A 19,386-nucleotide genomic window follows, 5' to 3' on the forward strand; every position below is an offset into this window, starting at 1 on the left:
ACACGACATATGCAGGACCGCGACACTATCGACCGAAGAACGTTCACACGACGAACAGCCGCCGTAACGGGAGCGATCGCGCTCGCCGGCTGCGTCGGTGGAGAAGAACCCGGTGACGGCGACGAGACCGGCGACGGAGACGGGAACGGGGACGACGACGTCGCCGCCGTGCCGGAACTGCCCGAGATCGAGGACCCGCCGGACGCAGTCTACGTCCCGACCCACCGGGAGGCGATGCGGATGCTCGAGCCGATCGACGCCGGCGAGATCCGGCTCGCCCCGATGCTCTCGTACCCCCACCCGTTCTGGGTGGTCGCGGGCGGCGGGAGCGCCGAAGACGAGGTCGAACGAATCGACCCCGACGACGGCCGCGGCGTCCACATGATGTTTACCCTCTGGGACGCCGAGACGGGTATCGTGCTCCCGGTCGACGAGGGGACACAGATCACGATCTATCGGGACGACGAACAGGTCGGCTCCCCCCGATCCCCGTGGGCGATGATCTCCCAGGAGATGGGCTTTCACTTCGGCGACAACGTTTCGCTCCCGGAAGACGGAACGTACACCGTCGACGTCACCATCCCTCCGGTCTCGGCGGCGAAAACCGGCGACCTCGAGGGCCGACTCGAGGAGAGACAGACGGCCACGTTCGAGTTCGTCTACGACGACGAGTTCCGTCACGAGGTCGTCGGCGGCGTCGAGTACCTGGACGAAGACGACTGGGGACGACGCGGCGCGCTCGAGCCCATGGATCACGGCCACGGAGAGGGTGGACACGCTCACGGCGAAGAACACGGTGACGGCCACCACGACGACGGCCATCAGCACGGTGACGGTGACGGCCACCACGACGACGGCCACCACACGGACGACCACCACGACGATGGCCATCAGCACGGTGACGACCATCACGATGACGGCGGCCACGACGACCACGACCACCACCACGTTCCGTACTCCGAACTGCCGGGCGTAGACGAGTATCCTGGGACGGTGCTCGTCGATCCGGACGCCGACGAACGGCCAGCGGAGACGATGGACCTCCCCCGGAGCGGTGATGGGGCATTTCTCGCGACCCTTACGGAACCGAGTTTCCGACTGGCCGACGGGGACGAGCGCTACCTGCTCGTCTCGCCGCGAACGCCGTACAACCGCGTTCCGCTCGCGGACATGTCCCTGTCCGTGACGGTCGAGCGCGACGGCGAGACCGTCGCCGAACCGCTGCTCGAGCAGACGCTCGATAGTGAGCTCGACCTCCACTACGGAACGTCCGTAGCGGACGTCCAGCCGGGCGATTCGGTGACGATCACGGTCGAATCGCCCCCGCAGGTCGCCCGCCACCGTGGGTACGAGACGGCGTTCCTCGAGATGCCGCCGGTCGAACTGACCATTCCGGAGGAATCGTGATGAGTCGGGCCGGTGTCCTCGAGGGGCGATCGTCTCGGGCTCGAGCCGGCGTCACGATCGGGGTCGTCTGTCTTCTCGGGATTGGGTTGCTCGTCCCCGCACCAGTGTTCGCGGGCGACAACACAACGTTGTTCTTCTTCGAGGAGACCGAGATCGACGCCGATCCCGGTGAGACGATCGAACTCGAACTCGTCGTGAGCGACCACGGCGACTACAACGCCAACGGCATCGACGAACTCGGGTTCGAACTCTCTTACGACCCCGACGTGTTCACCGTGACCGAGCTCGAACACGGCTCGATGCTCACCGCGGGCGATTCGGACGTCGAGGTCGTCGGAACGAGCGAGATCGACGGCGACACGGGGACGATCATCGTCGAACAGGAGCGCGATCCCTCCGGCGACGGCGCGAGAGCAACCGAGACGGCGGTGACGATCACCCTCGAGGTCGCCGAGGACGCGGAGCCGACGACGGAGACGATTGAGATCTCCGACGCATTCGCAACACTCGTAACAGACTATCCACAGGCTGTGATCGAGCGGGACGCTACGGTCTCCGTCGACGGCGGGGCCGGACCAGCCGACGACGAGAGCGCCGGGACCGACGGCCCGGACGGTGTCACGTTTGCGGACGAAGAGACGTCGGACGCACCGAGTGATTCGTCTGCCGACGACGCCGGCACCGGGACGGTCGCCGATCCGGGTGAGGGATCGAGCGACGAATCCGCGGACGACGCGGCGACTGAGGACTCGATCCCCGGATTCGTCGGCGCAGCCGCTGTCCTCAGTATCGCTGTGGCGCTCATGCTGAGACACACCGGAAACCGACGCTGACACGTCTCACAACTGTGGCCGAGATTCTATCGGTTATATCGCCGACCACTGGGTTTTTTATTCCATGACATGATTGTGGACAGAAAGGACGGAGCGCTCGTCGGTCGATCGCGTCCGTGGCCTCCCGAGATGTATGGGACCTGTTGATGGTATGGAATCGGACACCAGTGGAGAACTGATCGTCCTCGTGACGGATGCTCGAAGCGCCAGCAGTGACGTCACGGACGAGATACGGAACCGGACGGGGATGAGCGTGCGGTCTGTTTCGCTCGCTGACCTCGACGATCGACTCGAGGACGCCGTTCCGGACGCGATCGTTCTGTCTGCGGACGACCCTGAGATCGTCCGGACGACCGTCACGCGAATTCAGGAGGACGTCCCCGACGCGCCCGTCGTCGTCGCTCCCCGCGACGGAAGCGAGAAGCTGGCGACGGTAGCGATCAGGGCAGGTGCGACCGATTACGTTCCGGAAGACGGCCCCCGTCTGATCGACCGGATCGTGGATTCGGTGCAGACGACCGGAGAACGGGACCGAAACGTCGAGTTCCATCGAATCCTCGCGGAGGAACTGCCTGATGAGGCGTTCGTGATCGGCGAAGACGGAACGTACCTCAAGGCGAAGGTCCGTCCCGAATCGGCGGAGCTGTACGAGACGACCGCGGCGGAACTCGTCGGAACGACGATCGGCGAGGCGTTCCCGGAACCGACCGCGGAACGGCTTCTGGACTGTGTCGAGCGAGCGATCCGGACCGACGAGATACAGTCGATCGAGTACGACGTCGAGACGGCTGACGAACATCTCCGGTACGAAGCCCGGGTCGTCCCGACAGATCGCAGAATCGACGGACGGCGAGTTGCCGTGTGGCTCGCACGCGATATCACCGAACGGGCGAAACGCGAACGAGAACTCCGGGCACGCCAGGCGGAACTCGAGACGCTGAACCGGATCAACGCAGTCGTCCGGCGGGTGATCGAGACGCTGGTCGAGGCACCGAGCCGAAACGCGATCGAACGGGAGGTCTGTCGACAGCTCGTCGATTCGGAGCTGTACTGTGGCTCCTGGATCGCCGAGTGGACCGGTGACGGCTCCCTCGCGTACCGAACCGGTGCGGGTGACGCGACGACCTATCTCGAATGCGTACAGGAGGGGACGAACGGTCCCGACCGCCCGTTCCGACGCGCCGTTCGGTCGGGGGAGATTCAGACGGAAGATCACGTCCTCAAGCGCGAGCCGTTGCCCGACCCGCTGCAGACGGCCGCTGCCGACGACGACGTCGAGGCCGTCGTCGCCGTCCCGATCACCTACGAGGACGCGACCTACGGAGCGTTAACCGTTCTGGCGAGTCGCGACGACGCGTTTAGCGAGGGTGAGCGGGCGGGATTCGAGCTGCTCGGCGAGACGATTGGCTTTACGATCATGGCTGTGAAAAATCGCCAGCTGCTGTTTGCCGACACCGTCGTCGAACTCGAGTTTCGCATCGATGGCGGCGAGACGTTTTCGTTCGACCTCTCACGGGAGTACGACTGCACCTGTTCGCTCGAGTGGGCGGGGACGACTGCGGACGGGCGGACGTTCCAGTTCGTCACGATCGACGGTGTCGACGGGGAGACGGTACTCGAGGAGGCAAACGACCACGACTCGATCGAGGAGTGTCGGCTCGTCCACGACGGAGTCAGCGGTTGTACGATCGAGATGCGGCTGAGCGACTCCGGCGTTCGAACGCTGACGAACCACGGCACCACGATTCGGGATGTGACAGTCGAGGACGCCGTCGGCAGCTGTCTGGTCGAGGTGTCACAGGAGGCAAACGTCAGGGAGATCGCGGACGCGCTCTCTTCGATTTACGAGAACACCGAACTCGTCGCCAGACGAGAGGTCGACCGGCAGGTCCGAACCGCCGCCGAGCGTCGCAATCTGATCCTCGACGAACTCACCGACCGACAGCTCACCACCCTCCGGCTCGCCTACTACGGCGGCTTCTTCGACTGGCCCCGCGAGAGCACCGGCGAGGAGATCGCGGAGGCGATGGACGTCTCGCCGCCGACGATGCACCAGCACCTTCGGAAAGGGCTGAAGACCATCCTCGGCGAGTTCTTCGAAGGCGGCGGAACGAGCGAGTAGGTCCTCGCAAGCGGTGCGTCGATGGATGATCGTTCGGTGACTCTTCCGATGAACGTGACGTTCACCGACACCAGACCATCAGGATACCATAAAAATCACGCATATGAACCCGGTGACCGATAGACCAGTGCCGATTTCACTCGAGTGATGAGCGACCGGAGCCGGGCAATTCGACTCCAGATGGCAGAGATTCCGTGGGTGCACCGCCCCAACCGAACCGGTTTATATCGTGATCGAACGACAACCGTGGGGTCGGGTGTATAGGTGCTCCCAGTGGCATCGGTCGATCCCGTCGAGACCGTATTCGAGGCATCGGACGGTCAGTACTACACAGCCTGGCAGGTCCGTCGGCGACTCGAGAGCGGGAGGTGGCGTTGCTGTCTCCGCCAGCGGGATCCGGATCGACGGCTGGTGGAGACGGAATGCGGGCAACTGCTGTTTCTCGTGGCGACCGACCCGCGAGCGCTTCCCGACTGGACGGAACTCCGCATCGAACGGACGGCCACACACGTCGTCGATACGCGATCGTCGCTATCGCAACCGGTGGAACGGCGTTCCTGAACGGCCGCGTATATAACTCGTGAATATACTAACCGCGAGCTAGAGAACGAGTCACACCGAACGGTCAGTCGTGAACCGCCGACACGTCCTGGGAGCGATCGGGTCGGTCGGGTCGCTCGGGACGCTCGCGTACGCGACACGCGATCCCGTTCGGACCCTCGAGTGTCGACTCTGGCTCTCGGAGGGGGCCGGCGCGTACGACGGGGTCGCCGAGCGCGTCCTCGAGTACGTCGAGGAACTCATGGCGTTCGAGTTCTGGTCGCTCGAAGCCTCCTTCGGCGGCGTCGTGTCGGTCTCGACCGAGGACGGTGCGCGCGTCACGACCGGCGGGGAGTGGCCGCTGGCGCTCGCATCGGGAACCGTGGGCTCGAGCGACGTCGAACCCGCCGGCGACGTCAATCTGATCGTGACCGACGGCCAGATGAAGCGAGCCCCGACCGGCTACGGCCTGCCACACGTCGCCTCTGTCGGTGGCGCGCGACATATCGCCGATCTCGAGCCGTTCGACGAACTGGTCGGGTCAGGACCCGAGGGGGACGTCCAACGCCGGATCGTTCCGCTCCAGACGCGCACTCGGACGATTCAGATTCTGCTCCACGAGGTCGGCCACGCGCTGGGGTTACACCACGACCACGGCGTCGCGTTTCGGTACGGCGATGCGATCGTGTCGACGCCGATGCTCAGTACGTACGCGTTCAGTTCGAACAGCCCGTACGACCGTTCGCGGTGTGACACGGGCTATCCCGACCCTGGCGGTTTGAACCGACGGCTCAGCCTGGCGTTTTCGACGTGTGCACGGCGCGAACTGGCGAGTTACAGCGGCGGTGTCCGACTTCGGAACTCGAGTGAGCGGTAGTGGACGCTACCGTCTCCATCCATAGGACCGACGCCGAATCCGAACGTCGGTCAGTCGAGGTTAGTTAGTCGTCTTCTTTCGCCTCGTCTTCGTCGCCGCGGGCGAAACTCGCCTGCTCGCCACCGGCTTCCTCCGCGTCGGCCGCGTTCGGCCCTTCGATGAGCGACTCGAAGTCGTCGACCTCGTCGTACTGGTCCCGGTAGACGAGTGCGGCCTTCCCGAGTGACGTGATCTCGTAGAGACCGGACCGTTCGGCGGGTCCGATCTTCTCGACGAGTCCGTAGTCTTCGAGGACCGGTAGTCGGGTGTTGATATTCTTTCGGCTCTTGCCCGTGTGGGCGGAGAGGTTCGTTGCGACGTTTCGTCCCTTGTCTTCCAGGGCGTCGAGGATCAGGAAGTCAGTTGGCTGTCGTAATTTCACACTCGTTCACTCTCATACGCACTCTATATTTCCAGTGGTAACTAATACTTTCGGCTCTTTGCGGAAAATTACTACCGGATGTTTCCGTCGACTTTCTCCCCCTAGGCCGCTCAATCGTCGGCCGTTCCGGACGATTTCGGCAGTTCCGTCTGCACGGACGGCGGACGGACGGTTCCGGTTTCTTCGTCCTCGAGTGACCCTTTGAGCGACCCGATGCCGGCCGAACCCAGCCACGTCAGAAACGAAGCGACCCCCGTCGGCGAGCGGACCCGCCAGTCGGCCGCCGATGGCTCCTCGCCGCCGACTCGGATCCCGATACCGTCGGGACCGACGGCCCGGAACGCCGATTCGTCGGTTGTGTCGTCACCGACGTAGACGACGACCGTCTCGGGCGGGAGATCCGCCGCGGTCAACTCGACGGCGTTACCTTTCCCCCACGGGATCGCGGGACCGATCTCGAGGACCCGTTTTCCCCGTGACACCTCGAGGTCAGTGCCGCCGACCCGGTCGACGACTGCGGCCGTCCGTCGGCGAACGAGCGGACGGAGCGGATCGGGGACGGCCCGCGTGTGAACCGTCGCGGTCAGTCGCTTGTTCTCGATTCGGACGCCGGGGACCGAATCGAGGACGGCCTCGAGCGCCGAGCAGGACTCCCCGACCAGCGTGGCCCGTTTGCTGGCGACGGGGTGGACCGCGAGCGAGCCGTTACGAAGGAGTTCGAGCCCGTGATTGCCGGCGTAGGCGTCTGACTCACCGACGCGGCCTCGAACGTCGGCGAGTGCACGCCCGCTGACGATAGCCGTCGAGACCGCCCGTTCGGCGACGAGCGTCTCGAGTGCCTCCTCGTTTCGGTCGAGCGGGGTCGCATCCGCCGGGTCGTCGACGATCGGCGCGAGCGTCCCGTCGAAATCCAGACAGACTAGCAGTCGCGAGGCTGCAGACAGTGCCGACCGGATCTGTACCAGTCCCTCCTCGAGTCGTCGTGGCGGGGTTTCGGCGGTCATGGATTATATCGGTGACGTGTACTCCGGAGAATCCGGATCGAGATCGGAGTGGCCCTCGTACAGTCGGTCGTCGTGGACACGTCGTACCCAGTCGAACTGGGTGGCCATCCACCAGTCGATGTCCCGTTCGAAAACGCGGTTACGAAGGGCGGACATCCGGCGACGACGCTCGTGACGGGGCGTCGAGAGTGCGTCGTCGATCTGACGCGCGAACCCGTCGACGTCGGTCGGGTCGATCGTAAACGCGTGGGTGCCGAGACGTTCGTGTGCCCCGGTTCGATCGCTCAACAGCAACGTTCCGTCGGCGTCGCTACTCGAGGCAACGTACTCCTGTGCGACCAGGTTCATCCCGTCGACGAGCGGGCTGACGATCATCACCTCCGCTCGCCGGTACAACGCGGCGAGCGTCTCGGTCTCGAGATACGAGTCGGTGTAGACGATCGGTCGCCAGTCCTCGGTGGCGAACCGGCGGTTGATCCGCTCGACCTCGTCTCGGACGAACTCGCCGTATCGCTGGTAGGCTGGTATCCCGGTTCGTGAGGGGGTCGCCTTCTGGACGAAGGTAAACGACCCGCGCCAGCGCGGGTTCTGCTCGAAGAACCGCTCGAGTGCAGCAAGTCGCTCGGGGATCCCCTTCGTGTAATCGAGCCGGTCGACGCCCAGTCCGAGGACGGTCTCGCTCGAGACGCCGTTCGTCGAGAAAACCGACGACAGTCGTGACGGATCGGCCGACCGGGCGTTCCTGTCGTACCGCTCGGCGTCGACACCCATCGGCGTCGCGACGACCGTCGTGGCCTCGCCGTCGTACCGAACGGTGTGGCGGTCCCGGTCGACCGTCGCCGACGGCAGTGCTCGCTCGACACACTCGAGGAAGTTTTTCGCGTATCGATCGACGTGAAACCCGAGCAGGTCGTTCCCGAGAAGCCCCTCGAGGATGCCGACGGCCGCCGGGCAGTCGCGGAACGTCTCCGGCGTCGGCCACGGAATGTGCCAGAACTGCGCGACCGCCGCCGAACTGGGGATCGAGTCGCGGATCGTTCGCGGGGCGAGCGCGAAGTGGTAGTCCTGAATCCAGACGACAGAGTCGTCGTGGGCGTGGTCGGCGACTGCGGTCGCGAACTGATCGTTGACCGACCGATACCACTCGAAGTCGTTCGGCCGCTCCTCGAGGAGATCCGTAAACCCGTGACACAGCGGCCAGAGGACGCGATTGCTGAACCCACGATAGTACGAATCGACTGCGTCTTCCGAGAGGTCGAGTCGGCGCAGCGTGTACGCCCCGGACGATGGTGGAACGCTGACGCAGTGTCGGTCGTCGGCGACGTCGAAATCCGCGTCGCCGTCGCCCCACGCGATCCAGGTGCCGTTCGTTCGCTGGCAGACGGGATCGAGACCAGCGGTCAGCCCGCCGGTCGGTTCGTCGACGGATACCGATCGCTCGTCGTCCGAGTCGTCGTACTCGTGGCGGTACGGCTGGCGGTTCGAGACGACGATCAACGACCCAGGACAGTTCGGTTCCCGAGAGCGGTCGGTTCGCACGCTCCGGTCGCCTCCGTCGGTTCGTATCGATCTGTTATCCGTGTTCGTCGACGACAATCGCTCGTCGGTAACTCGCATTCGCTGGTAGAACACAGCGCCGCTACGGGTTGATTCGTGGCCTGCAACCGCATGGGGGTCTAATAGGTGCCCCGTACTGTTCTGGACCAGCGGAGGGTTCGACGAGACGATAGGTCGATCGGCTCTCGTTTCGAGCGGGGTCGACCGCCGGGTGTCGGCCGGGGCAGGGGTCGATCCCAGCCCCATTAATAATAGTACAACTCGAGTTCGTGGCCACAGCTTCGACAGACGGTTTCGCTTCCCCGCAGTCGGTTCGAGTCGCTTTCCTCGACGATACCGGGGCCGGGCGGAACGGACGTGTTGACGGTCGCGTCACACGCGGGACAGCCGATGTCCATCGCGGCACGGTTCGACTTCGACATGTCCTCGTGCTACTCGAGGTTGGCCGATAGTTATACCAGCCGTACTGAGAGTGGAGGATCCGTTTCGAACCGTTCGCCGAGCGTACGGCGTGGTTTACGATCGAACGGACACCGTTTCGCGGCCCGGTCGTCGCACGGTCAGTATTCCGGACGTCCGAGCGGTTCAGGGTCGCGTTCAGTTCGAAACACGAACCAACGAGCCTTTGATCGCTCCACCCTACCGTCCGATATGGAACGCCGAACGTACCTCCGAGCGGCGGGGGCCACAGGAGTCGCGGGGATCGCCGGCTGTCTCGACAACGTCGGGTTCATCGGCGGCGACGGCCGAACCGCGCTCGGACCCCCCGAGGAACCACGCGGGGACCCCTCTCACCCGATCCACGGCGATGAGTTCCCCTCGTTCTCGCTGCCGGATCCACTCTCGGGAGAGACCGTATCGCTCGAGGACATGGTGGGCGAGCGAGCCTTTCTGATGACGTACTTCTTTACGGCGTGTCCGGACGGCGCCTGTCCCGCGTTGCTCTTGCGTCTCCGCCGGGCCCAGGAGGACGCGATCGAACGTGGCTACGAGGACGACATCGCGCTGCTCGCGATGACGTTCGATCCCGAGCGGGACACACCGGAGGTCTTAGCGGAGTACGCCGGCGAACGCGGAATCGACCACGAGGCCGACAACTGGCACTTCCTGCGGCCCGAAAGCTACGAGGACGGCGAGCAGCTGCTCGACGACACGTTCGGCATGCACATCGAACGGGTCGAAGACGACGACGAGCTCGACGACCACGGTCAGGAGGACCACGGTACCGATCACGAGGACCACGACCACGGCGAGTACACGTTTATCCACTACAACCTGATCATGTTGGTCAACGACGACGGAATCGTCGAGCGATCGTATCCGAACGCCGTCCAGCAACGCGAGGAGGTGAGCGTCGAGGCGATCGTCGAGGACGCCAGAACGGTCGCACAACGATAACCATGCGTCGACGGGAAGCTATCGCCGGAGTTGCGAGCGCAGGCGTAGTCGCCGGTGCCGGTGCCCTCGCGGTGTTCGGCGTCCCGTCGGTCGACGAACTCACCGGCGAGGACGTCGAACGCGACCCGCTCGAGATCGAGACGGTCGACGCGCCGGGGAGCGAGGCCGGTCACGTGCTCGTCCCCGCCGCCGATCGCCCGACGTTCGTCGACATCTTCGGCACCTGGTGTCCGCCCTGTATCGAGCAGATGCCCGCTCTCGCCGAGGCCTACGAGCGAGTCGGTGACGACGTCCTCTTCATGTCGGTCACCAACGAGACGGTGGGCGAGACCGGTTCGATCACCGAGGACGAACTCGTCGAGTGGTGGGATGACAACGGCGGGAGCTGGACGATCGGACTCGACCCGACGGCGGAGCTGACCGAGCGCTACCTCGCCGGCGGCTACCCGACCGCGGCCGTGATCGATCCCTCCGGTCGGGTCCGCTGGTCCGACGACGGCGTCAAGACCGCCGACGAACTCGTCGACCGAATAGAGGACGCAATCGCGGCTCAGGACCCATGATCGGGGCGGACACGACGTTCCTTCTGACGCTCGCGTTCGCCCTCCAGGCCGGTTTTCTGACGTTCTTCTCCCCGTGTGCGTACCCGCTGTTGCCCGGCTACGTCGGCTTCTACGTCAGTCAAACCGAAGGGGAGGACGCCTCACTCGGCGGATCGCTCACCCGCGGGCTGATCGCCGGCGGCGGCGTCCTGGTAACCCTCGCCGCCCTATTCTGGTTAGCGTTCTGGGTCGGCCACTCGACCATCTCGAACGTCGTCCTCTTCGAGCCGATCGTCGGTGCGCTCCTGTTGATCTTCGGCGTACTGGTCGTACTCGGTCGGGCACCGTCGCTGTCGGTCGCGCTCCCGAAACGGCGCTCGAGCGTCTTCGGATTCGGGATCTTCGGCGTGGGGTACGCGCTGGCCGCGGCGGGCTGTGTCGCCCCGCTGTTCGGCGCGGTCGTCGCCAGCGCGCTCACGTATCCGCCGGCGACGGCCGCGCTCGTCGTCGGAACCTACGTCGGGAGCGTCACGCTTTTGATGGTCTCGCTGACCGTCGCGACCGGGATGGGTCTGGTCGCGAGCACGGGCAAGATCATGGCCTACAGCGATCACTTGGAACGCCTCGCCGGTGTCGTCATGATCCTCGCCGGCATCGGACAGCTTTACCTCGCGGTCGTCGTCCTCGACGTGATCTGACCGGAACGCTATCCAGTGCGACCGCAGGACTTGCCACAGGGATCGACGGACAGGCGACCGTCCGAGGCGGCGGTCCGTCGAGTATTGTATCACCCATCACTTAATTCAACGTTCGTTGACAACTCTTTATGCCGTGAGAACACGTATCCCGTCTTACGTCAGTCGAACGCGCTGTCCGAGCTGTCTCGAGTTGGCGGGTGAGGAAGTCGATCGAAACGTCATCGATTCGGGGCTCGAGCGGACGTTCGAGTGTGACGACTGCGGCCACCGGTGGTCCGTTTTCTTCTGGTTCGTCGAGGGGGTGTCGTGTATCCCCAGCACCGGCAAGTCGGGGACGTATTCGGCCGTCGACCGAACGTCCGAACAGTGATGTACCAAGATCTCCTGCTCGCTACCGATGGGAGCGACGGTGCTCGACGCGCGACCGACCACGCGCTCGCGCTCGCAGGTCGCCTCGATGCGACGCTCCACGTGCTCTCGGTCGCCGAGGAGGGACCACACAGTTCGGAAAAACGGGACAAGATGCGGTCCGACCCGGAAGGCGAAGCAATCGACGTCGTCGAGACGGTCGAACGGACGGCGACGGCCGAGGGGGTCGACGTGCGGACGACGGTTCGCCACGGCGTGCCACAGGAGCAGATTCTCGAGGCCGCGACGGCCTCCGGTGCCGATCTGATCGTCGTCGGGACGGTTGGACGGAGCGGGCTCGACCAACTGATCGTCGGCAGCGTCGCCGAGGAAGTCGTCCGAAACGCGCCGGTTCCCGTGGTAACCGTCAGGGAGGGGACGTAGACCGTCACCCGAGGTGCGTCCACCGGCTGCAGACGACCGTTTGCCCGCTGGCCGAATAGCGTGCGGACTGGCGGGGGAGGCGTTCGGTCTGACGGCCGACCGACGGAAGATGGTCCCGGACTGACGGTCGACCGGTGGAGAGACGATCACCGATTGGGAGTCGGTGGACGGAGAGGCGAACCTCCCACTGACAGCCGATGAGCGGAGAGGCGGCCTAATTGGCGGAGAAACGATCCCGGACCCGACCGTAATCCAGGATTACTGGATCGTACCATGACGATAATTTTCTCTGCGGGGAGGAAATCGAACCCCACCGTGGACACTCGGTTCGACTCGAGGCGCGGGTGGTCGCTCTCTCAGGAGGTGTTCGGACCGTGAGCGACGACGCCACCGCCGTCGCCGCCGGCACCCCGGGGGTCCTCGTCGTCGGCGACTCGCCGCCGGTCGCCGCCGCCGCCGCGGCCCTCGAATCAGCGCTGGGGGCCGATTCGGTGTGGCTCGAGCCGTCGACCGACGGCGCGCGGGACCGACTCGACTCGGACGACGTGCGGTGTGTCGTCTGCGAGTTCGACTCGTCTGCCGGCGGATCGGTGTTCGACGAGATCCGCGAGGGCGCGAAAGCGGTCCCGATCGTCGCCGTCGCGGATACGGACGCACAGACGGCGGCGATCGAGGCGGGTGCGACCGACGTCGTCGATCCGGCGACGCCGTCGCCAGTCGCCGTCACTCGCGTCGGGAACGCGGTGAGGGGGACTCGACTCGACGAGCGCGAACCGGATCGCAACTACCGACGACTCCTCGAGTACGCGGACGTTCCGCTCGTGGTCGTGACGGCCGACGGCACGATCACGTACGCCACCCCGGCCGTCGACCGCCTCGGCTGGACGCCCGACGATCTCGTTCGATCGGCTCTCCCGGGTCTCGTCCATCCCGACGACCGCGACCGGGTACGCGAGGTGGTTTCGGGCGTCCGCGACCGGCCGGTCGGCTCGACTGAGACGGTCACCTGTCGGCTGCACGCGGACGACGGGGCGTGGACGGTCGTCGAGTTGACGGCGGTCGATCGCCTCGAGGACCCGGACATCGAGGGAGTGATCACGACGATCACGGTGGCGCCGGAGGTCGGAGACGAGACACTCGAGGCGGCGCTCGAGCACGTCGGCGACCCGTTGTTGGTTCTGGGCGAGCGGTGGGAACTCGTCCACTGGACCGACGCCGCGGGCCGATTGCTCGGGGAAGAGCCGGATCCCGGAACCATCCTCTGGTCGGTTCTCCCGGACGACGTTCGTGAGCCGTTCGCCGATCGACTCAGGGAGGCGGCCGCGACCGGCGACCCGGTCGCGTTCGAGACGAGTCACCCGGCGTTCGACGCACCGCTCGAGGTGACGGCCTACCCGGACGACGGGGGGATGGCGGTGGTCGCACGCGAGCGGTCGGACGGGGACCGCTCCCGGACCGACGCCGAGACGCCCGTCCGGACGGACGCGAACCGACTCGCGCTCCTCGAGGACACGATCGACGGAGTCGTCGACGGCGTGGCCGTACTCGACGGAACGACCGTCGAACTCGCCAACGCTTCCTTTCGTGAACTGGCCGACGACGACGTGCTGATCGGTCGGGGCGTCGACGACCTGTTCGACGCCGACCTCGCGGCCCGGATCCGGGAGCGACTGGAGTCGCCCGTGTTCAGGTGGATGGAGCCGGTCTCCGGCGACCTCGCGGTCGGTGACGGGCGTGCGGTCGACGTCTTCATCACGCCGCTTGACGGCGACGCTCGGGCAGTCTGTACCGTCCGTGACCGGCGACGATCGGGGGCGACGCTTCGCTCGAGCGTCCTCGGCGCCGTTTGCGACCTCCGTCGGGCCGACACTCCCGTCGAGATTCGGCGAACCGTCGCCGACGCAGTTCTCGGCGGTGCCGACGCCGAGTTCGCGGCCTGGTACCGGGTCGACGACGGTGTCCTCGAGCCGGCAGCCGTCGCGACGACCGGCTCAGACGGCCGACTCGATCTCCCGGCGGTCGCCGTCGACCGAACCGAGATCGAGCCGCTTCTCGACGCGGGCGAGGCGATCGTCTCCGACGGCTCCACGCTGGAACCGCTTCTCGAGCGCTCCGGCGTCCGGGCCGAACGCGTCTTCGTCCTGCCGGTCGACGACGAGAACCTCGTTCTCGCCACGACCGCGAGACCGCTCGGCTTCGCGTCGCTCGAGGTCGACGCGGTCGAACCGCTCGCCGACGCGGCGTCGGTTGCACTCGAAGCGCTCGAGCGTCGTCGTCGACTCCGGACGGTGGGTCGTGAACGCGACGTGTACGAGGCGCTCGAGGCGGACTCGGAACGGCTCCGGGCAGACGTGTGCGCGATACTCGCGGCCGAAACCAGAGACGACCTCGAGCAGCGCGTCTGCGAGGCGGTACGCGAACTCACTCCCGTGGAGACGACCGGATCGATCGGCCTCGTCTGGATCGGCCGCCACGACGTCGGCGCCGAGACGCTGACGCCGTCGACCTGGGTCGGCGACGGCGGCGAGTTCCTCGACTCGCTGTCGATGCCGGTCGATCCCGACCCAGTGTCCGTCGGACGAGAGAGCCCGCCGAATGTGCCAGCGGAGGAGCCGTCGGACGTGGCAGGGGAGAACCCGTCCGATACGACGGCGGCGGAGCCGTCGGATGCGACGGCGGTGATCGACCTCGAGAGCGAATCGAACCGCCGGACCGGCGACGGGGAGCCGTGGCTGGAGGAGCCGCTCGAGTACGGCTACCGGAGCGCTCTGCTCACGCCGATCGAGTACGGAGAGTTTCGGTACGGAACGCTCACCGCGTACGGTGATCGGCCGGGACTGTTCGACGATCGAGTACGGAACCGCTGTCGGCACCTCGCGACGGTCACCGGCCACGCGACGGCGGCGCTCGAGCGGAAGCGAGCACTGCTCTCGGAGTCGGGCGTCGAACTCGAACTCGTCGTCGGCGACGAGGACGACCCCCTTCTCGCGACCGCCCACCACCTGGAGACGGAGATCGTCGTCCGGACGGTCGTTCCCAGATCGTCCGGCGGGTCGACTATCTACTGCACCACGGCGCTGGACGACGCCGACGCCGACTCACTCGCGGGCGTCGATTCGATCCGCCGGATCGGCACGGATTCCGGCGTCGAACTCGTCGTCCGCGAGGAAACGATCGCGGAGCGAATCGCCGAGCACGGCGGCGCGTTGCGTTCGATCGAACCGGCCGACGATCGGACGCGTCTCGTCGTCGAACTGCCGAACACGATCGCGGTGCGTGGATTCGTCCGAATGCTCGAACGCAGCTATCGGGGGGTGAAACTGGTCGCCAGACGCGAACGCCCCGGGTCCGACGCTCGGAGCCGGTCGTTCGACGCCGAGTTACGGGACCGACTCTCGGACCGACAGCTTCGTACGCTCGAGACGGCGTACTACAGCGGTTTCTTCGAGTGGCCCCGGGAGAGTACCGGCGAGGAGGTTGCGCGGTTGCTCGGTGTCTCTCAGCCGACGTTCAGCCGGCACTCACGGATAGCCCAGCAAAAACTGTTCGAACTCCTGTTCGACGAGCGAGGCGACGGGGAGTAAGCGACTGTTTCGGAGTTTACCAACCATTACCAGGTCTCGTTCGGAGCCAACTCGTGGGGTAATTGCTTGTTTCGTTCGCCAGCCGACGTCCAGAATATCGGACGGATGAATACGTATTGAGCAATCGTGGCCGTGATTTTGCTATCTAGCGCCCACGTCCAGATAGCCACGGCCTAATCACTCGATCGATGAGCGTGTCACCGGTAACGGACGCTTACGGAGAGGCGACCGGACGGAGCGAGGTGGATCTGTGAGCATCGAACTCGCCGAGACCGAACGCGAACGATCGACGGTTCTGGATCGGTCCGACGGCGGAATCGTCGCGCAGGTTCGACTCGACCACCCCGACCTCGTCTTGCGATCGACCCTCGAGCGGGCTCCTGACGTCACCCTCGAACCCGAGTACTGGACGACCGACGAGACGGGCCACACTCTCCTGTTCGTCACCGCACGGGGGGCGGAGTTCGGCGGGTTCGAGGCCGCCCTCGAGACCGATCCGACGATCCGAGAGCCGATCCTCGTCGACCGGTATCCCGACCGGCGGGTGTACCGGGTCACGCTGACCGAACGGGCGCTGACGTTCACCGCGAGTACGGCCGAAGTCGGCGGTCGACTGCTCGATGTCTCGAGTTCTCGAGACGGCTGGCTCGTCCAGCTTCGGTTTCCGAGCCGGGACGCACTCGTGGCGTTCAACGACGCCTGTCGGGCCGACGGCGTGTCGGTGTCGGTCGAACACCTGCGAGTCTCCGACGACGGCGACGACGGCGTCGTAGCGTTGACCGAGAAACAACAGGAACTGCTCGCGGTCGCCTACGAGGAGGGCTATTTCGACGTGCCGCGTGGGATCTCCCAGGACGAACTCGCCGACCGACTCGGCGTCTCGAAATCCGCCATCTCCCAGCGGCTCCGCCGTGCGATCGCCGAGCTCTGTGCCGCGTCGCTCGCCTGATCGCCCTCGTGGGGCAGCATCGACATCCACACCTGAGTGTGTTCGTATCTCCCCACCAACCTTTTTGAGCCTCACGCACACCGTTCGAATATGCTTCGAGCACTGGTCTCCCGCGCCCGCGAGTGGATCGCAGTCGACGATCCCGAGGATCGCATCGAGGGATCGGGCGAGCCGATCATGTCGCCGAAAAATCGCCGATCGCCGGAGGCCCAGCGCGTGCTCCGCGAGTCTCGAGAAGTCGAGGAACGCCACGAACGACGGGACGAACCATGACGAGTCGACCCCCGAGGGGCCGGTTCCGACGCTAACGTGAAAGGACTCATCCGAGTCCTCGATAGTGTTTAAATACAACTGCTAGTCCGAATTTTAGTTCACGTTTGTCTACCGTTTGACGTTGCGGTTCGTTTTTATACTCCGATACAGTACCAACGGTAGACGATCGACGACAGAGGATCGAAATGCAAACAGAACGTTCTCCCACCCACGACACCGGCGATCTACAGTACGACCAGCCTAACGATCGGTACGTCTTCCACCACGATGGCGACGGTACCGCGACGATCACGACGACGATCGTCCACGCCATCGCGTCGATCGCGGACATCGACGTCTCCCAGGGCGAGTTTTCGCTCTACGACAGCGTCGACCCCGACGCGCTCGATCGGCTCTTCGGAAAAAAGGCCGACGGCACCGAACGAACCGGCGGGCACGTCGCGTTCACCGCCTTGGAACACGAGGTGTACGTCTACGCGAACGGGGACGTGATCATCTACCCGCCCTCGGCGTCGGTGGACCGGCCGACTCGCGACTAGTCGGGACCGACACACAGTCCCCGATCATGGTACATTTTAGGCTCCCGCGCGTTCTCAGTGGCAACCATGACGGTAGTCGCACTACTGAGCGTCGCACCGGTGATCGAAGACAGTATGTCAGACGAGGTCGCGAAAGCCGTCGACGCCCTCGAGGCGTACGACGTCGAGTACGAGACGAACCCGATGGGGACGGTGATCGAGACCGACGAGATCGGTGAGCTGTTCGCCGCCGCACAGGCGGCCCACGAGGCGGTCGACGGCGACCGCGTGAGCACGGTGTTGAAAATCGACGACAAGCGAACGAAGCAAACGTCCGCTGCGGAGAAAGTCGAGGCGGTCGAAGAACACCTCGGCCGAGCGGCGACGAGCGATTCCTCCTAATCCGATCGAATCGTCGAACTCCGCCGAAACGAGGACTGATACGGATTCCTGTCCCGATGGACCGGCGCACCCGCCCCAGGGGTCGCGGCTGCGCCCGAAGTGACTGACACGACACCGTATGATGGTCCCGATCCGAACGGTCGACCGGACACCTGTCAGTCAGATCCGACCCGCAGACGCGCGCGGATACGTGGTCGATCATAATCCGTATCACTCGTCGGGGCCAAGTAGGGACGTCATGAAGGAGACGACCATCGAAGTAGGCGGAATGGCGTGTGAGGGCTGTGAGAACACCGTCACCGACGCCCTCGAGTCCCTCGAAGGCGTCTCCTCGGTGACGGCGAACCACGAGGCGAGCGAGGTTCGCGTCGTACACGAGGAAACGCTCGTCGACGAGTCGTCGATCGCCGATGCGATCGAGAACGCCGGATACTCCGTGTGAACACTGCCCATACTATCGGGGCGTAGGACGATAGTCGGACAGTGGTCAGACAGAGACTGACAAACGGTTTTAGGTCGGAGGCTGAAGCGACACCATGGAGAGTCTCAACCGAATGGCGATCGAACTGGTCGACGAGGCCCTCGAGTATGCCGAGGAGCTAAACGTCGGCGGATACGACCTCGAAAACGACGCGACGGTGCTCGATTTCGGCCTCGAGTTCGACGGCGGTATCGAAGCCGGAATGCTTCTGACCGAGATCCAGACCGCCGGGATGGCGACGCCGAGTTACGACCTCGGCGAGATCAGTGACGCGCCGATCCCCTACGTCTCGCTCTCGACCGATCAGCCGGCGCTCTCGCTTTTGTGCTCGCAAAAGGCCGGCTGGGAGCTGACGACCGAGGACTTCGAGGGGCTCGGAAGTGGGCCGGCCCGGGCGCTCGTCGCCGAGGAGACGGAGTTCAGGCGCATCGGATACACGGACGCGTTCGACCTGACGGCACTGGCCGTCGAGACAGAGGACGTACCGACCGAGGCCGCCGCCGAACAGGTCGCCGACCTCGCGGAGGTCGAGACGAGCAGCGTCTTCTTACTCCCCTACTCCACCGCGAGTATCGCCGGGAGTATCACCAACGCGGCTCGAGCGGCCGAACTTGCGACGTTCAGATTGACGGAACTCGGGTACGATCCCCTCGATATCGTCTCGGTGACGGGACGTGCGCCCGTCCCACCGGTCGCGGGCGATGAACGGACGGCGATCGCCCGCACGAACGACGCGATCGCCTACGGCGGAACGGCCCACCTCACCGTTCGGGAGGACGCCGACCACTTCGAGTCAGTGTCCTCGACGGCAGCCGACGCACACGGACGGCCGTTCGGCGAGATCTTCGACGACCTCGAGTGGCAGTTCAAGGAGGTTCCCTCCGATCTGTTCGCCCCGGCGAAGGTGACCATCGACGTCGTCGGCGGTCCGACGTACGTCCACGGCGAGACGGACGAGAGCCTGCTCGCCGAGTCGCTCGATCTCTGA

Annotated in this window: 21 protein-coding genes; 17 read left to right on the forward strand and 4 right to left on the reverse strand. The window is 65.2% G+C overall.

Going from position 1 to position 19,386, the window contains the following annotated elements; genetic code table 11:
• Nucleotides 1–9: 9 nt before the first annotated feature.
• The 5 genes from GRS80_RS00095 to GRS80_RS00115 all read left to right on the forward strand — a co-directional run bounded on the left by GRS80_RS00095 (nt 10) and on the right by GRS80_RS00115 (nt 5,779).
• The gene (locus GRS80_RS00095) at nt 10–1,407 is read left to right on the forward strand and encodes a hypothetical protein (RefSeq protein ID WP_160045769.1); all 1,398 of its coding nucleotides are present in this window, start codon (nt 10–12) and stop codon (nt 1,405–1,407) included.
• Nucleotides 1,407–2,240, forward strand: a complete 834-nt coding sequence (locus GRS80_RS00100) for a cohesin domain-containing protein (protein ID WP_160045770.1) — start codon at nt 1,407–1,409, stop codon at nt 2,238–2,240. The genes GRS80_RS00095 and GRS80_RS00100 overlap by 1 nt, the downstream gene beginning before the upstream one ends.
• Nucleotides 2,241–2,391: 151 nt before the next feature.
• A complete protein-coding gene (locus GRS80_RS00105) occupies nt 2,392–4,362 on the forward strand; it encodes a bacterio-opsin activator domain-containing protein (protein ID WP_160045771.1) in 1,971 nt (656 codons plus the stop codon).
• Nucleotides 4,363–4,626: 264 nt separating this feature from the next.
• Nucleotides 4,627–4,923 carry a hypothetical protein gene (locus GRS80_RS00110; RefSeq protein WP_235019591.1) on the forward strand — a complete coding sequence of 99 codons (297 nt, stop codon included), beginning with the start codon at nt 4,627–4,629 and terminating at the stop codon, nt 4,921–4,923.
• A gap of 70 nt (nt 4,924–4,993) precedes the next feature.
• Nucleotides 4,994–5,779, forward strand: coding sequence for a peptidase M10A and M12B matrixin and adamalysin (locus GRS80_RS00115; RefSeq protein WP_343161383.1), 786 nt, complete (start codon nt 4,994–4,996; stop codon nt 5,777–5,779).
• A gap of 64 nt (nt 5,780–5,843) precedes the next feature.
• Here GRS80_RS00115 and GRS80_RS00120 read toward each other — a convergent pair whose 3' ends face one another.
• The 4 genes from GRS80_RS00120 to GRS80_RS00135 all read right to left on the reverse strand — a co-directional run bounded on the left by GRS80_RS00120 (nt 5,844) and on the right by GRS80_RS00135 (nt 9,183).
• A complete protein-coding gene (locus GRS80_RS00120; RefSeq protein ID WP_343161384.1) occupies nt 5,844–6,200 on the reverse strand; it encodes a winged helix-turn-helix domain-containing protein in 357 nt (118 codons plus the stop codon).
• 110 nt (nt 6,201–6,310) lie between these two features.
• Nucleotides 6,311–7,204 (reverse strand): trehalose-phosphatase, encoded by an 894-nt coding sequence (otsB, locus tag GRS80_RS00125; RefSeq protein WP_160045772.1) that lies wholly within the window; start codon nt 7,202–7,204, stop codon nt 6,311–6,313.
• Nucleotides 7,205–7,207: 3 nt separating this feature from the next.
• Nucleotides 7,208–8,821, reverse strand: coding sequence for a trehalose-6-phosphate synthase (locus GRS80_RS00130; protein ID WP_160045773.1), 1,614 nt, complete (start codon nt 8,819–8,821; stop codon nt 7,208–7,210).
• A gap of 185 nt (nt 8,822–9,006) precedes the next feature.
• Nucleotides 9,007–9,183 (reverse strand): hypothetical protein, encoded by a 177-nt coding sequence (locus tag GRS80_RS00135; protein ID WP_160045774.1) that lies wholly within the window; start codon nt 9,181–9,183, stop codon nt 9,007–9,009.
• A 229-nt stretch (nt 9,184–9,412) separates the two neighbouring features.
• Here GRS80_RS00135 and GRS80_RS00140 point away from each other — a divergent pair, with 229 nt between their 5' ends.
• The 12 genes from GRS80_RS00140 (at nt 9,413) to mch (ending at nt 19,386) form a co-directional block, all read left to right on the forward strand.
• Entirely contained in the window at nt 9,413–10,159 is a 747-nt protein-coding gene (locus GRS80_RS00140) for an SCO family protein (protein ID WP_160045775.1), read from the forward strand.
• Nucleotides 10,160–10,161: 2 nt separating this feature from the next.
• The gene (locus GRS80_RS00145; RefSeq protein WP_160045776.1) at nt 10,162–10,722 is read left to right on the forward strand and encodes a TlpA disulfide reductase family protein; all 561 of its coding nucleotides are present in this window, start codon (nt 10,162–10,164) and stop codon (nt 10,720–10,722) included.
• Nucleotides 10,719–11,399 carry a cytochrome c biogenesis protein CcdA gene (locus GRS80_RS00150; protein WP_160045777.1) on the forward strand — a complete coding sequence of 227 codons (681 nt, stop codon included), beginning with the start codon at nt 10,719–10,721 and terminating at the stop codon, nt 11,397–11,399. The genes GRS80_RS00145 and GRS80_RS00150 overlap by 4 nt, the downstream gene beginning before the upstream one ends.
• A 133-nt stretch (nt 11,400–11,532) precedes the next feature.
• Nucleotides 11,533–11,769: a hypothetical protein gene (locus GRS80_RS00155; RefSeq protein WP_160045778.1), complete on the forward strand. Its 237-nt coding sequence runs from the start codon at nt 11,533–11,535 to the stop codon at nt 11,767–11,769.
• Nucleotides 11,769–12,191 carry a universal stress protein gene (locus GRS80_RS00160; RefSeq protein ID WP_160045779.1) on the forward strand — a complete coding sequence of 141 codons (423 nt, stop codon included), beginning with the start codon at nt 11,769–11,771 and terminating at the stop codon, nt 12,189–12,191. Before GRS80_RS00155 ends, GRS80_RS00160 begins: the two co-directional genes overlap by 1 nt.
• A 374-nt stretch (nt 12,192–12,565) precedes the next feature.
• Entirely contained in the window at nt 12,566–15,775 is a 3,210-nt protein-coding gene (locus GRS80_RS00165) for a bacterio-opsin activator domain-containing protein (RefSeq protein ID WP_160045780.1), read from the forward strand.
• Between the two features lie 250 nt (nt 15,776–16,025).
• Nucleotides 16,026–16,724 (forward strand): helix-turn-helix domain-containing protein, encoded by a 699-nt coding sequence (locus tag GRS80_RS00170; protein WP_343161385.1) that lies wholly within the window; start codon nt 16,026–16,028, stop codon nt 16,722–16,724.
• Nucleotides 16,725–16,814: 90 nt separating this feature from the next.
• Complete coding sequence (locus GRS80_RS00175; protein ID WP_160045781.1) at nt 16,815–16,997, forward strand: hypothetical protein; 183 nt, start codon at nt 16,815–16,817, stop codon at nt 16,995–16,997.
• 185 nt (nt 16,998–17,182) lie between these two features.
• Complete coding sequence (locus tag GRS80_RS00180; RefSeq protein ID WP_160045782.1) at nt 17,183–17,536, forward strand: HalOD1 output domain-containing protein; 354 nt, start codon at nt 17,183–17,185, stop codon at nt 17,534–17,536.
• A 66-nt stretch (nt 17,537–17,602) separates the two neighbouring features.
• Nucleotides 17,603–17,917: an MTH1187 family thiamine-binding protein gene (locus GRS80_RS00185; RefSeq protein ID WP_160045783.1), complete on the forward strand. Its 315-nt coding sequence runs from the start codon at nt 17,603–17,605 to the stop codon at nt 17,915–17,917.
• A 238-nt stretch (nt 17,918–18,155) separates the two neighbouring features.
• On the forward strand, nt 18,156–18,359 hold the full coding sequence (locus tag GRS80_RS00190) for a heavy-metal-associated domain-containing protein (protein ID WP_160045784.1): 204 nt from the start codon (nt 18,156–18,158) through the stop codon (nt 18,357–18,359).
• 94 nt (nt 18,360–18,453) lie between these two features.
• Nucleotides 18,454–19,386 (forward strand): methenyltetrahydromethanopterin cyclohydrolase, encoded by a 933-nt coding sequence (gene mch / locus GRS80_RS00195; RefSeq protein ID WP_160045785.1) that lies wholly within the window; start codon nt 18,454–18,456, stop codon nt 19,384–19,386.

This window comes from Natrialba sp. INN-245 (genome assembly GCF_009807105.1).
In the GTDB taxonomy this organism is placed as follows: Archaea; Halobacteriota; Halobacteria; order Halobacteriales; family Natrialbaceae; genus Natrarchaeobius; species Natrarchaeobius swarupiae.